8 protein-coding genes are annotated in these 14,057 nt (G+C 44.6%); 5 read left to right on the forward strand and 3 right to left on the reverse strand.

Translation table 11 applies throughout. The annotated features are described in order from the left end of the window. The first annotated feature begins 96 nt into the window (after positions 1–96). From LS482_RS20010 to LS482_RS20030, 5 genes are read left to right on the forward strand one after another with little or no spacing between them, the layout of a single operon-like run. Positions 97–3,222: a SusC/RagA family TonB-linked outer membrane protein gene (locus tag LS482_RS20010; RefSeq protein WP_233029325.1), complete on the forward strand. Its 3,126-nt coding sequence runs from the start codon at positions 97–99 to the stop codon at positions 3,220–3,222. A 23-nt stretch (positions 3,223–3,245) separates the two neighbouring features. Next, positions 3,246–4,967 (forward strand): RagB/SusD family nutrient uptake outer membrane protein, encoded by a 1,722-nt coding sequence (locus LS482_RS20015; protein WP_233029326.1) that lies wholly within the window; start codon positions 3,246–3,248, stop codon positions 4,965–4,967. Positions 4,968–4,995: 28 nt separating this feature from the next. Then, entirely contained in the window at positions 4,996–7,593 is a 2,598-nt protein-coding gene (locus tag LS482_RS20020; RefSeq protein ID WP_233029328.1) for a heparinase II/III domain-containing protein, read from the forward strand. Between the two features lie 52 nt (positions 7,594–7,645). Next, on the forward strand, positions 7,646–9,118 hold the full coding sequence (locus tag LS482_RS20025) for a sulfatase-like hydrolase/transferase (protein ID WP_233029330.1): 1,473 nt from the start codon (positions 7,646–7,648) through the stop codon (positions 9,116–9,118). Further along, the gene (locus LS482_RS20030; RefSeq protein ID WP_233029331.1) at positions 9,115–10,716 is read left to right on the forward strand and encodes a sulfatase family protein; all 1,602 of its coding nucleotides are present in this window, start codon (positions 9,115–9,117) and stop codon (positions 10,714–10,716) included. The genes LS482_RS20025 and LS482_RS20030 overlap by 4 nt, the downstream gene beginning before the upstream one ends. Positions 10,717–11,070: 354 nt before the next feature. Here the strand turns inward: LS482_RS20030 and LS482_RS20035 are convergent, their stop codons facing one another. The 3 genes from LS482_RS20035 to LS482_RS20045 form a co-directional block, all read right to left on the reverse strand. Further along, positions 11,071–11,433 (reverse strand): site-specific integrase, encoded by a 363-nt coding sequence (locus tag LS482_RS20035; RefSeq protein ID WP_233029332.1) that lies wholly within the window; start codon positions 11,431–11,433, stop codon positions 11,071–11,073. 9 nt (positions 11,434–11,442) lie between these two features. Then, the gene (locus LS482_RS20040; protein ID WP_233029334.1) at positions 11,443–12,162 is read right to left on the reverse strand and encodes a phage integrase SAM-like domain and Arm DNA-binding domain-containing protein; all 720 of its coding nucleotides are present in this window, start codon (positions 12,160–12,162) and stop codon (positions 11,443–11,445) included. A gap of 423 nt (positions 12,163–12,585) precedes the next feature. After that, entirely contained in the window at positions 12,586–13,899 is a 1,314-nt protein-coding gene (locus LS482_RS20045) for a putative endonuclease domain-containing protein (protein WP_233029335.1), read from the reverse strand. Positions 13,900–14,057: the final 158 nt, after the last annotated feature.

Below are 14,057 nucleotides of genomic sequence, written 5' to 3' on the forward strand. Positions count from 1 at the left end.
GAAACGATGAAATAGTCGGAAGTCAGAAGTTCGGAGCCGGAAGTGAATATACTTCGGACACCGGACTTCGGACTTCGGACCTCAAAAACAAACACTATGAAACCAATCAAACTTTTAGTACTATTGTTTTTCCTCCCGACAGTCGGTGTTTTTGCTCAAAAGACCGTTACAGGTACTGTCACAGATGATAAAGGGGTGCCCATACCGGGGGCCAATGTCATTGTAAAAGGCAGTCCGAGAGGAACGACGACAGATTTTGACGGGAACTATGCTATTGAGGATATAGCGCAATCGGATATCCTGATCTATTCTTATGTAGGGTTCAAAAAGGTCGAGAAGAATGTATTCAGCCAAACCACTATTGATGTTACGCTCGAACCGGACCAGGTACAGCTTAATGAGGTGGTTGTTATCGGGTATGACGCTGTCCGGAAGCGGGACCTTACCGGTTCGGTATCGGCCATAGATCCTGAAGAACTTTCGGTAACGGCAACCTCCAATTTCGATGAAGCCCTGGCCGGGCGGGCAGCGGGCGTACAGGTGACTTCGAGTGACGGAACACCCGGGAGTTCGCAGAATATAGTGATCCGGGGCGGAAATTCGATAACCGGAGACAATTCGCCATTGTATGTCGTGGACGGCATACCGCTCGAAGATTTTGACCCGTCCAGCCTCAATACCCGCGATATCGAGAGCTTCGATATCTTAAAAGATGCTTCTGCAACTGCAATTTACGGTTCCCGCGGGGCCAACGGCGTTATTGTTATCAATACACGCAGTGGCCGGTCGGACGGGCAGACCGATATAAGTATCGGTTCGTTCTCCTGGATACAGGTCATTCCCAACAGATTGGACGTGCTGAGCCCGTATGAATTTGCCAGGTACCAGGAAAAACTGGCCTATGCCAATGACAACTATACGCCCGGGCAGAATGTAAGATTGTATGAAACCAACTGGATTGACCCGGAATTATACCGGAATATGGAGGGGACCGACTGGCAGGACGAGATTTTCAGGACGGCATATACAAGTAACCATACCCTTTCCCTGAGAGCGGGAAACGAAAAGACCTCCCTGTATTACAGCGGAAATTATCTGGACCAGGAAGGGACCCTTATCAGCACGAGTTTCAAAAAGATCAATAACCGGTTAAAATTTACACATAAAGTAAATGAGAACCTGAAGGTCAATGGCCAGATAGCGTACAGCAATATAAAGAGTAAAGGCTTGCAGGTATCCGGCAATGCCCGGACCAGTGTTATCCGGGATGCAGTTTCCTTCAGGCCGGTCGACCCCATAAACTGGAGCAACGACGAGGAAAGCGTCATACAGGACCAGGACCCTTATCTGTACGATCCTGTGAAAACACTGGAAAACACCGACAGGGCCGTGGCGAGGGACGTGCTCACCGGAACACTGGGACTCAATTATAAATTTTCGGAAAAATTGACCCTGAACATGAACGGGAATTACAGGACCACCAGCCAGGAAAGCTCTATATTCTTCAACGAAGACACCCAGCAGGCATCCCGGACCAACCGGGGCATTCACGGTTCAATATCCGATATAAGATGGGATATTCTGTCCACTTCAAACACATTGAAATTCGACGACAGGAAAGGAGATCATGTATACGGTGCCCTTGTCGGTATTGAAGCCCAGTACAGAACGAGGGAGGCTTCTGATCTGGAGAACAGAAATATTCCGACAGACCAGTTTGGCATAGACAACCTCGGCATTGCAACAACAGCAACAATAGCCGGGTCTTCCCATTCGGCCAATACCTTGTTGTCCTATTTCGGAAGGATCAACTACACCTATAAAGACCGTTACCTGGCGACTGTTAACTTCAGGACTGACGGATCTTCAAAGTTCCGGAAAGAGAACAGGTGGGGCTATTTTCCATCCTTTTCGCTCGCCTGGAGAGTATCGGAAGAGAAATTTCTCAGCGCGATCGATGCCATATCCGATTTAAAGATCAGGGCGGGCTGGGGATTGACAGGAAATAACCGTATCGGGGATTTTGAAGCCTATAACATGTTTGCGGTCAACACATCCAGCGGTTATGTGCTGGGGCAGAACCAGGAGTTCCGGCCGGGAGCCTATCAAAGCAATATGGCTGTTCCCGACCTGCGCTGGGAGACCACGGCCCAGACCAATGTGGGGCTTGACCTGGAACTCTTTAACAACTTTAACCTGACCGTTGACTACTATAAAAAAAGAACAAAAGACCTGTTACTGGATGCAGATATGGCCCTGAGCACAGGTTTTAACAGGGTACAGCAAAACGTAGGTGAGGTTTCCAACGAGGGGATAGAGTTTACCCTGAGTTCCCGGAACATCAGGAATGAACGATTTCGCTGGGACACGGATTTCAACATCTCATTTAACAAAACCAGGACGGAGAAGCTGAACAGCGGGCAAAACGAGATCCTTATCGACCCCGGGTGGGACAGGCAGTTTATGCAGTCAGAATACCAGTATATTACAAGAGTTGGTCACCCTGTCGGGATGATGTACGGACTTGAATTTGACGGGATTTATCAGGTGGAGGATTTTCTGCTGACCAACGACGGGGATTATCAGCTGAAAGAAGGGATCCCCGGCTACCGTACCGTAATGCGGCCGGGCATGGTAAAATTCAAGGACCTGAACGGAGATGGTGTGATCAATGAAGATGACAGGACGATCATAGGAAATCCGCAGCCGAAACATATCGGGGGATTGTCCAATAGTTTTAAGGTCGGATCTTTTGATTTTCAGTTTCTGCTGCAATGGGCATATGACTTTGATATACTCAATGGCAATAAATCTGAATTCGGAAGTATCTACAGGCAAAACAGGAACGGCCTGACATCCCTTGCCGATATCTGGACCCCCACCAATACCGATACCGACATAGGGGGAATGAGGTATGACGGAATAAACCTGACCACCCCTTACGGCTATAAACTGGATACCCGCCATATAGACGACGGCTCCTATTTAAGACTTAAAACCGTAGTCCTGGGTTATCGCCTGCCGGAAGAGGTGCTGGAAAAACTGAGGCTGAAAAAATGCAGATTATCGGTCTCCGCACAGAATATTTATACCTGGACCGGCTACGAGGGGTATAATCCGGATGTATCTGTGGGAAGGTACGGGGCCCTGACCCCCAGGCTGGATTACTCGGCCTATCCGCAGAGTATCACGGTGTCCGGAGGTATAGAACTGACATTTTAAAAAAACAAATAAAAAATATTCACATGAAACAGAAGAATATTCACTTCGCCATAGCAATGCTGGTAGCTTTTACCCTGATGAGTTGCTCCGATTTTCTGGAAGTTGAGCCGAAATCGTCCTGGAAGGCCGAGTCCTTTTATACTTCGAGAGAAGAGGCAGACCTGGCCCTGTCGGGGATTTACGGTCAATTGGCAAACGATGATGTATATGGCTGGAAATTCAACGTCCTTTTAGAAGCCGGAACAGACGAGACCTATACGAATGACCCCAATAATCCCACCTGGGATGCCGCAAAGTACGCACATACCTCTTCAAGTGATCAAATACAAAATATATGGTTGCGATTCTATACCTGTATTCAACTGGTCAACCAGTTCGAACAGAACATGAGCCCCGATCTGTTTACAACCGAAGAATACAATAACCTCCTCGCAAAAGCACGTTTTATGCGGGCATTTTGTTATTTTAACCTGGCCAATTGGTTCGGGCCCGTCCCTCTCAGGTTAACGCCCAGTTCTTCCCAGGAAGACAACAACGTACCGCCGTCACCGCCGATGGATGTTTATAAGCAGGTGGAAGAGGATTATTTATTTGCGGCAGAACACCTCGGGCATGCCAACAGTTCTGCTTATGTGCCGGGCGAACCCAACAAAATGGCCGCACACGGCCTGCTGGCCCGGCTTTATTTGAGAATGGGCGGGTTTCAACCGTATTTGTCAGAGAGCGAAGCGGGATCCTATTTTGAGAATAACCAGCAGTATTTCGAAAAAGCACGGGAACAATGCGAGATTATTATAAACGACGGCTGGCATGGCATCGTACCCTATGCTGCGGATAGCATGAGCTATAGAAATCACTTTCTCAGCTATCTGCAGGACCACTACGATCTGAAAGAATCACTGTTTGAGATCTCATTCGGCAATTTTGCAAATATGGGATTGAAGGTAGACGGCAGGCTGGGAAATATCAATGGTGTTGAATTTGTGGGGACCTCAGATATTCCCCGCGGTTTCTGTAAAGTAAATGTTGCGCTTCCTGTTTACCAGGCATATTCAAAAGAAGACACCCGGAGGGAATGGAACATTGCGGGGTACCGGAATAAATATTCCAATGCCAACCAGGCCTACACCATGAGCTATATTTTCGATTTCCCTTTAAACCAGGAATACGGCATAGGAAAGTTCAGAAGGTGGGAACCGGCAGATCTCGGGGCCTTAAAAGAGCAGGGGAAAATTACGGATGCCAATTACACCATCCTCAACAATACCCCGGGTTCTGATAAGGACCCCAATTTTACAAGTATCAATTTTCCCGTGTTAAGGTATTCAGATGTACTGCTGATGCACGCAGAAGCCATTATCGGTGGAAGGTTCGGAAGCGCAGCCGCAAACGATGCCGCTTTGAACGACCTTAATACCGTGAGGGAAAGGGCAGGCCTGGATCCTTATAGCGGAAGCCTGGCCCATGATGACTTTTTTAATGAAATTGTGGATGAGAGACAGCGGGAATTGTGTTTTGAGGGACTCCGAAAACAGGACCTGATCCGGTGGAACTTACTCGAAGATAAACTGTTGGAGACCAATGAAGCTATCAAAAACCACGGACTTTACAACAACAATAGCCAGTTTCACCAGACCTATCTGGATCCCGGAAATAATTTTGACAGGACCAAACACCTCCTTTTGCCTTACCCGTTACAGGAAACACTCATAAATCACAGCCTGGAACAAAGAACGGGATGGTAACAGGTTTCACCGACAAAAAATCAATGAAATGAAGATCATATCACCGGAAACTCACCGAAAAAACCATAAACGCAAAAGCATTCTGAAAGGTATTTTTATGCTCTGTGTTCTTGTTTTATCTACCCAGGGAAAAGCACAAAGCGCAGAACCCGAACGTTCGTACGACTATTCCCGGATCAGGGCCCATCCCAGGCTCCTGTTGACCGAAGGAGAAGAAAAGGCCCTGAGGTCATCGATAAAAAGAAACCCGGAGTTTAAGAAAATAGACACTTATATTCATCAGGTCTCCGATAATCTGCTTTCAGAAGAGCCTCTGGTCTTTAAGAAAAAGGGGAAGAGGCTGCTGGCGGTTTCCCGGAAAGCGCTTACCAGGCTGTATTACCTGTCTTACAGTTACCGTATGACCGGTGATGCCAAGTATTTGAGGCGGGCGGAAAAGGAACTCAATGCGGTTTGCGGCTTTGAAAGCTGGAACCCCACGCATTTCCTCGATGTGGGGGAGATGTGTATGGCTGTTTCTATAGCCTATGACTGGCTGTACGACGATTTGAAGGAAAGCACCCGGAAAAATGTGCGGGAGGCTATTCTGAAAAAGGCATTTGAACCTTCGTATATAGAAGACAATGCCTGGTTCCTCGATGTCCACAGCAACTGGAACTCTGTTTGTAATGCGGGACTGGTCTACGGGGCCCTGGCCATTATGGAAGATGAAGAAGAACAGTCGGCAGCCATTATTGAAAGGGCTTTAAAATCCAACCGGTTACCCCTGGAAGCCTATGCACCGGACGGAAATTACCCGGAAGGCCCCGGTTACTGGAATTACGGGACTACATTTGAAGTGATGCTGATCGCTGCCCTCGAAAGCGCACTGGGGTCTGATCACGGATTGTCGGAAGCCCCCGGTTTTCTGGAATCCGCTTACTATATGCTTTTTGCAGGAGGCCCTTCGGGAGATTACTTTAATTATTACGACTGCGGAAGGCGTCAGACAGCGCGTTCCTCCATGTTCTGGTTTGCCCGGAAATTAAATGATCCGTCCCTGATCTTTCAGGAGGTGGAAATGATCAACAGCGGACGCTACACAAAAGCCGTATCGTCAGATATCGAAAGAGTTCTGCCCAATGCCCTTGTCTTTGGAAAAGAGCTGACATTATCGGAAGTAAAGCCCCCGTCCCGGAAAATGTTCACAGGTCACGGTATTACCCCGGTATCCTTAGTTCGTACCCATTGGAAAGGTACAAAGGGAAAATATCTCGGCATTAAAGGAGGAAGTGCTTCTGACGGGCATTCGCATATGGACCAGGGAACCTTTGTATACGATGTGGGCCGGTTGAGATGGGCCATGGATTTCGGGCTGCAGAGTTATATTACACTCGAATCCGAGGGTGTCGATCTCTGGAACCTGGACCAGGACGCTCAAAGATGGGAGGTGTTCAGGTATAACAATTTAAATCACAACACCTTGACCGTAAACAATAAACGTCATAACGTCAAGGGAAGGGCCGAAATTATAAAGACTTTTGAGAACAAACATGAACTGGGAGCAAAAGTAGACCTGACCCCGGTGCTGAACTTTAACAATGAGTTGAAAACAGCGACGAGGAAAGCTACGATAGTAGATGAGTCGTACCTGAAAATAGAAGACTTTATCGAGACCAATGCAGAACCCGCGGACCTGAGGTGGAATATGGTAACCCCTGCATCTGCTGAAATAGTGGATAAAAACACCATCAGACTGTCCCAGAAAGGAAAAACCATGTTTTTAAAAGTAAACTCCGATATACCTGTCAAACCGGCGATCAGGCCTTCTGAAAAACCGGCTGAATACAAATGCGAGTTCGGAGATTACAAATACGGGGACTACAATCAGAAGAACAAGGGAACGGTAATGGTGGGCTTTGACGTAAAGATCCCGGCAAATACTGCTGCCCGTTTTACGGTAAGCCTTGTGGAAGGCAAATCCGACCTTGCCCTGAAAGAGAACACGATCGTTCTCGATGCTACAGATCCCAATACGGCTTCGGAAGGAGATAAGGTGTTCTTTGATATTTCCCCGGTTGGAATTGACAGTTCGGGCGATCTGTACGCGCTGGATGATCCGGATTGGAACACCTATGGCAGGATAGGTATAAAAAGTATGCGGGACAAATCCTTTAAATTCCGGATCGATGCCAGGAGGATCGCTTCGGATGGAATGGTCAATGCAGGTATAGACAGGTCCTCCGACGGCCAGTTGGGGGTCAGGGGAGGTGAAAATAACGGAATTGAAAAGAAAGAAGGTTACCTGCTGAGCCTGGATTTGACGGAATTCGACCCTTCCGTGAGATTTGAACTTACCAAAATAGGTTTTAAACACCTCGATGCTTCGGAATCCTGTACCATTGTCAACCGGCAGGTATCGGGAAAAATAATGGTATTTACCGGGAGTGAACGCAACAAGGTCAGCGAAGTTAAAATAACTTCAGGTCACAAACGGAAATTTGTCGATGTCTCCGGTTTGGGGATCTCCCTGAAAGGAGGTGCAGATCATTCAGAGTTCCTGTCTCTTTTTAACACCGGTGAAACAGGTAATTTCAGGATTTCCGGTTTTGAATTTGTTGTAAAGGAGCAGCCGGGTAATTTTTAATATTTCACAGTTACGGATTAAAAAGTATAGTTGTACAATTACGATGTCTATCATGAAACTTAAAAGCAGTAAACTCTTTGTCGCAGGGCTGTTCCTGATTTTTTACAGTTGTGGAAAAGCCCCGGAAAACCACGAAAAAAAGCCCAATATCCTTTTTATACTTATTGACGATATGGGATACGGGGACCTGCCCACCTACGGAAATACCGAGGTCAATGCCCCGAATATCGACAAACTCGCCTCCGAAGGATTGAGTTTTTCGCAGTTCTATGTAAACTCCCCGATCTGCTCCCCCTCGAGAGTGGCCTGTATCACAGGTCAGTATCCCAGCCGCTGGGGAATTACTTCGTATGTGCACAACAGGAAGGCGAACAAAGAAAGAGGAATGAAGAACTGTCTCGACATTCAGGCCCCTACCTTGGCCAGGGCCATGAAAAAGGCGGGATATTATACGGCACATATCGGTAAATGGCATATGGGGGGTGGCCGGGATATTGCCGATGTCCCCCTGATCACGGAATATGGGTTTGACGAATCTGTTACGCAGTTCGAAGGGCTGGGGGAGCGCTACCTCGCAAAATTCGAGACCCTCCATCTGGGAGACGACCCCGAACGCCCCGACCTGGAAAAACAGTCCGCAGCACTGGGCAGGGGAAAGGTACACTGGATAAAACGGGAAAACTTTACCAAAGTATTTGTGGACAGGACCATCGGGGCCATTAAAAATGCCCGGAAAGCAAACAAACCGTTCTATATCAATGTCTGGCCCGACGATATCCATACGCCTCTCGAACCTCCGAAGGATTTAAGGGGAGACTCCAGCCGTCATGCGAGGTTTTTGGGCGTGATGCATGAAATGGACAAACAACTGGGCCGTCTGTTCGATTTTATAAAAGAGGATCCGGAACTGTCAAAAAACACCCTGATCGTTTTAACCAGTGATAATGGCCCCGATGCCGGAGTAAACAAGGCAGGGAATCTCAGAGGATATAAAACCCAGATTTACGAAGGCGGTATCAGGGAACCCTTTATCGCCTGGTTTCCGGATGTCATACCCGAAGAAAAACAGGGCACGGTAGACACGCAAACCGTATTTTCGGGAATAGACCTGTTACCGTCATTTGCAGCCATGGCCGGTGCAGCATATGGTGAAGGCCTGGAGATTGACGGGGTTGATGTTTCCCCGGCAATTACAGGGAAAACTGTGTTAAAAAGAAAAAAATCACTATTTTGGATCCGTCCCCCGGACCGGCCGGGTTTATTTGGCAAGAACGATCCCGACCTGGCCATAAGAAAAGGGGACTACAAGTTAATGATGGATGTGGACGGAACCAATATCCAGCTTTATAATGTGGCGATCGATGCGGGCGAATCCTTTGATATTATGAACGAAATGCCGGATAAGGCCGAAGAGTTAAGGGCAGAGTTGTCAGATTGGTATAACAATTATCCCCAGGACATTGACAGGGGGATTTATGAAAAGGATCGTCAAAATATAAAAAACACCGATAAAATAAATTTATGATCATCAAATTGCGGGCAGGGAGAAAAACAGTTCTGAAGAAAACAGGGGTAGCATATCTCTTTGTTTTTAGCTTAACGGGATTGGCATTTTTAAGCTGTAAGGGCGAAAAAAAAGAAACGGCACAGGTAGAAAAAGCACAACAAAAACCTAACGTGGTCGTCCTTTATATGGACGATCTGGGCTATGGCGACCTTGGGTGTTATGGTGCCACGGAGATACAGACGCCCCATATAGACAGACTGGCTGCCGGAGGTGTTCGTTTTACCGATGGCTATGCCACATCGGCTACCTGTACACCGAGCAGGTATGCCATTTTAACCGGGATGTACCCCTGGCGCAACAAAAATGCGAAGATCTTACCGGGAACGGCCCCCCTGTTAATTTCAACGACTCAGAAAACCCTGCCGAAGATGTTTAAATCACAGGGATATGCTACGGGCATTGTCGGCAAGTGGCATCTGGGGCTGGGAACGGGCCATGTTAACTGGAACGAACATATTTCGCCGGGCCCCAATGAGGTGGGGTTTGAGTCCTCCTATATCATGGCCGCTACACAGGACCGCGTACCTACGGTATATATAAAAGACGGCAATGTGGTCGGGCTGGACCCGGAAGATCCCATAGAAGTGAACTATGAAGAAAATTTTGAAGGTGAACCCACGGCAATTTCAAACCCGGAAATGTTAAGGATGACCTGGCATCACGGCCATAATAACAGTATTGTCAACGGCATTCCCCGGATAGGCTATATGAAAGGCGGGGAAGCCGCAAAATGGAAAGATGAGGATATGGCAGACCATTTCCTGGAAAAAGCGCAGGCCTATGTAAAAGAACACAAAGACCAGCCTTTCTTTTTGTACTATGCGCTGCAACAACCGCATGTGCCGAGGACACCACATCCCCGCTTTGCCGGGAAGTCCGGTCTGGGCCCGCGCGGAGATGTTATTGTGGAGGCCGATTGGGTCATCGGTGAATTTATAAAGACCCTCGAAGAAGAGGGCGTGTTGGAAAACACCCTGATTGTTTTTACCAGTGATAACGGCCCGGTGTTAAATGACGGCTATAATGACAATGCCGTGGAAAAATCAGGCGACCACGATCCTAAAGGCGGTCTAAGAGGTGGTAAGTACAGCCTGTTTGAAGCAGGTACAAGGGTTCCTTTTATTACCTATTGGAAAGGAAAAATTCAGCCGAAGGTCTCGGATGCCATGGTCAGCCAGCTCGATCTGTTCTCATCCCTGGCAGAGTTGGCCGGGGCAGAAGACCATACCGAAGATAGTAAAGACCTGTTGCCTGTTTTATTGGGAGAAAGTGTAGAAGGCCGGGAATCCCTGGTCATAGAAGCAACCTCCAGAACGGCCTTCAGAAAGGGAGACTGGCTGATGATCCCTCCCTATAACGGCCCGGCTGTTAACAAAAAGGTGAATATTGAATTGGGAAATTCAACCGAATTTCAACTGTACAATTTAAAGGATGATAAGGGACAGCAAAACAATCTGGCAAAAGCAGCTCCGGAGCAACTGGAAGCAATGTTAAAAGATTTTGAGGCTATTCGGGGAAAAGACTATCATAAAATTCAACAACTAGAACTAAAATAATAAAGGCGAGCAGACTAAAAATAGATTTTCTATAATGTACCGTTTTTGTCTTGAACAAAATTATAAAGAAGCTTTTGTTTTTAGCACAGAGTTTATGCATTATGTCCCTGTAATTTATCAAAATAAGAGGGGAAGAGGTAAAGACACGAATGGATATCATAGAAGCAATTTTTTCAAGACTCTATTTGAGCTTGTTTGATTTTGTTATATTCTGAAACAGAATAGGGCTAAATATACCGTATAGAAAGCTAAAACAGCCGTTATAGGTGTCCTAATCGGTGTTCTATTTGAAAAGGTGAGGCATAAGGAACTGATTTTTTATAGGAGTGTAGGGGGATTCGAATCCTGTCACCATTAGCCAAAGTTACGGAAGGTAGTGGCAAAAGTATGCCGGGCAGAATGAAAGGTGATACTTTTGGGTATCTCACAGATTTTCATGATCGTTTTAAGATAGCTGTTCATCTTTTGATTGGCGTATAGCGGCAACAACAATCCTTTTGCGACACTCTCCGGGCTGTCCTTGTATTTTTGGACGATCTCCTTTGCTTTGGGCAGAAGGAGGATTTTAACCGTTTCGTTGGTCTTGGCACGCTTTGTATGTATCCAAAGATTGCCATTGATGCCTTTTAATATCCGGTCTTTGGTTAACTCCATGACATCAATGTATGCCAGCCCCGTATAACAGCTAAATACAAAAATATCCCGTACACGTTCCAAAGTCTTGTTTTAAAGATCAGTTGTTTCTAACTGTTGGAGTTCGTGTTCGGTCAGGTACTGCCGGTCGGTCTTGGTGAATTTTAACTGGAATTTCCGGAAAGGGTCTTTTTCCAGCCATTCCAGTTTTAAGGCCAGGTTCATCATTTTCCGCACCCGTTCCAGGTGTTTCATCGTGCCGTTGTTGTTCTGCTGTTTCCGGGTTTTGGGCTTGCAGGTGCGTAAATAGTATTCAAAATCCGTAATAAAGCGATAGTTCAATTGTTTGAGGTAGATGTCATTTACCTTTAGTTTCTCCTTTAAAAACGCTTTCAGGTACTTCTCCGTAGTGTAGTAGTTTTTCATGGTGCCCGGCTTTAAGGTATGCACCATACTTTCGTTATGATAGGTAACAAGTTGCATCAGGGTTTTTTGCTGCTCGTCCTCGCCGAGAAACCGTTTTTTAATAGCATCGGGAGTGATGACTTTAAGTTCGCTCAATAATTGCTTGTGGCAATCGAGTAGCTGGCTGTACACTTCATCCAGATAAGCGTTAAGCCGACGGTTCTCGGGGGAGTAGCCCTTTGCCCGGTCTTTGGCATTATCCCAAAGGTCAGCTTCAACGGAACGCTTTAAACTGATCTCCGCACGGCGGCTGTTGACCGTAATACGTGTATAAATTTTTAAACCCTGTGGATTTTTGCCGAATTTCCGGGTGAAGAAGATCACACCGAATGTACTGTTTGTTTTCATGGCTTCGTCTTAAATTGCACATCATTTTTTTGTAAAGACGAAAGTCAAACCACCACTAATTACCTCAAAGATAAGATAATAACCTTAAAAATGCTCACCAATTTGCACACCGAATTGCACACCTTTTAGGTGATTTCAGATGATTTCAGTTCATATCATAAAAAAATGAAAAGCACTGAAAATCATACGATTAACAGTGCTTTGTGAGCTATTGATATAGCCTTTGTCGGGGTGACTGAAGTCAGTGCCGACCTTATATGTTTTTAAATATCAAAAAGTTACTCCCGTTTTAAATTTTCAGGTAACCGAATAGGTAACTTTTGTGTTGATATGACTTGGTTTTATTTAAGGTAAATATAAGAAATTCAGAAGAATAAATAAAGCCATTTTCTTATAAATTATAATAAGGGTAAATAGCAACTATTACATCTCATTGTTAAAGGTAGTACAATGGTTGCCAGTGATGTACTTCATCTTTAAATTTTCCACAAATTTTTCTAAGTCTTCATTATACTTAATTTCAATTAAAGTACAGCCATTAGATTTACATTTATTTCGTTTTATTCTATCTCTTCTTTGCGTTTCTAACAGGCCATTTCTGCCACCGAAAAAGGGTACTGGCTCATAGTGCTGTTTTCCATTGTACTCGATTGCAATATTTAATTCTTTAATAAATATATCAATTCGTTGTCTTCCTAACCAATCGGGGCTATATTGGGAGATAACTTCGTAATTTTTAAAAGCGTGTTGAATTAAATTAAATAAGCGACTTTCATTGTATAAGCTCCCAACAATATTAAATCCTTTTTGAGCTCTTATTTTGTTTTCAATATTCCTGAGATTTTTCTTTAACCTTTTATAATATTCACGTATGAGTTTTTCGCTCATGTTAACTTTTTCAAGCCTTTCTTTGACTACTGTGCTTATACCCCTTGTAGAATTAGTAGACATCCATCGTTCCAATGTCTTTATTCCTAAGATATCAAGTTTAAATTCCGGGTATAAACCCTTAAAGTTTATGGAATCCTTCAGAAAGGCTATTTCGAAAAAAATATCAATTTCTTCATCTGATAAAGAAAAAATGAAGTCTCTGAATTCATTCATTTCAATTATTTGCTGAGTACTGTCAGAAATTTTTATTTTTAGGGATGGAGATGTTAAGTATAATATGGAAAGAGGGATTGAGTTATTTTTTAAAGTACAATTAATTAAATCCGTTTTATCAATTTTCACATTATCAATAATAGAGAATAAGGTCAGCTGAAAAGGGTTAAATAATTTCAAAGTGTCTAAGGCTTTGAAGATATCACTTTCGGTCGCTTGCGATCTAATTAAAAATTGAATTCTTTCCGAATCTGTGTACCACAGGTTTTTTGAGAAAGTATCTGCATAGATCCTATCAAACCAAACAAGATCTTCAAACGTTTTTAATTTATTGAATAGCTTCAAAGTATAAAAGCTATAACGAACTAATGAATTTTGATTTTTTATAAAGATTGGGTTCCCATTTGGAACAATTAATACTTCAACAAACCTATGCCCATCTCTATTCTGATAAACTCGCGAACATGGATAACATGAGTTCTCGCTTATGAGATAATTTTTATTTTCAAAATTAATAAGATCAAAAACCTCGTTATCCTGATTTGTAAAACCAATAGGCGATTTGTTAAGGTGTAAATCTTTGATTTCTAATTTTTTTCCATTTAAAGAGTGATACTCAGAAAATGTATTCATCTCTTTATGGATTTTTTTCAAATCTATACCCAGGATATTCGAATAACAATTTTTGATTAGCTTTTTTTTCATTTCAAAAAGGTACAACGGTCTCGGCTTTGAGTAATCGGAACAACATTAACTTTTGACAGTACATATACCAAATTTAAAACTTCTAT

The organism is Sinomicrobium kalidii (assembly GCF_021183825.1).
GTDB classification, from domain to species: domain Bacteria; phylum Bacteroidota; class Bacteroidia; order Flavobacteriales; family Flavobacteriaceae; genus Sinomicrobium; species Sinomicrobium kalidii.

Bases quoted from the DNA above. Each gene is read 5' to 3' on its own strand.
- LS482_RS20010 (WP_233029325.1), top strand. From the start codon at position 97: ATGAAACCAATCAAACTTTTAGTACTATTGTTTTTCCTCCCGACAGTC.
- LS482_RS20015 (WP_233029326.1), top strand. From the start codon at position 3,246: ATGAAACAGAAGAATATTCACTTCGCCATAGCAATGCTGGTAGCTTTT.
- LS482_RS20020 (WP_233029328.1), top strand. From the start codon at position 4,996: ATGAAGATCATATCACCGGAAACTCACCGAAAAAACCATAAACGCAAA.
- LS482_RS20025 (WP_233029330.1), top strand. From the start codon at position 7,646: ATGAAACTTAAAAGCAGTAAACTCTTTGTCGCAGGGCTGTTCCTGATT.
- LS482_RS20030 (WP_233029331.1), top strand. From the start codon at position 9,115: ATGATCATCAAATTGCGGGCAGGGAGAAAAACAGTTCTGAAGAAAACA.
- LS482_RS20040 (WP_233029334.1), bottom strand. From the start codon at position 12,162: ATGAAAACAAACAGTACATTCGGTGTGATCTTCTTCACCCGGAAATTC.
- LS482_RS20045 (WP_233029335.1), bottom strand. From the start codon at position 13,899: ATGAATACATTTTCTGAGTATCACTCTTTAAATGGAAAAAAATTAGAA.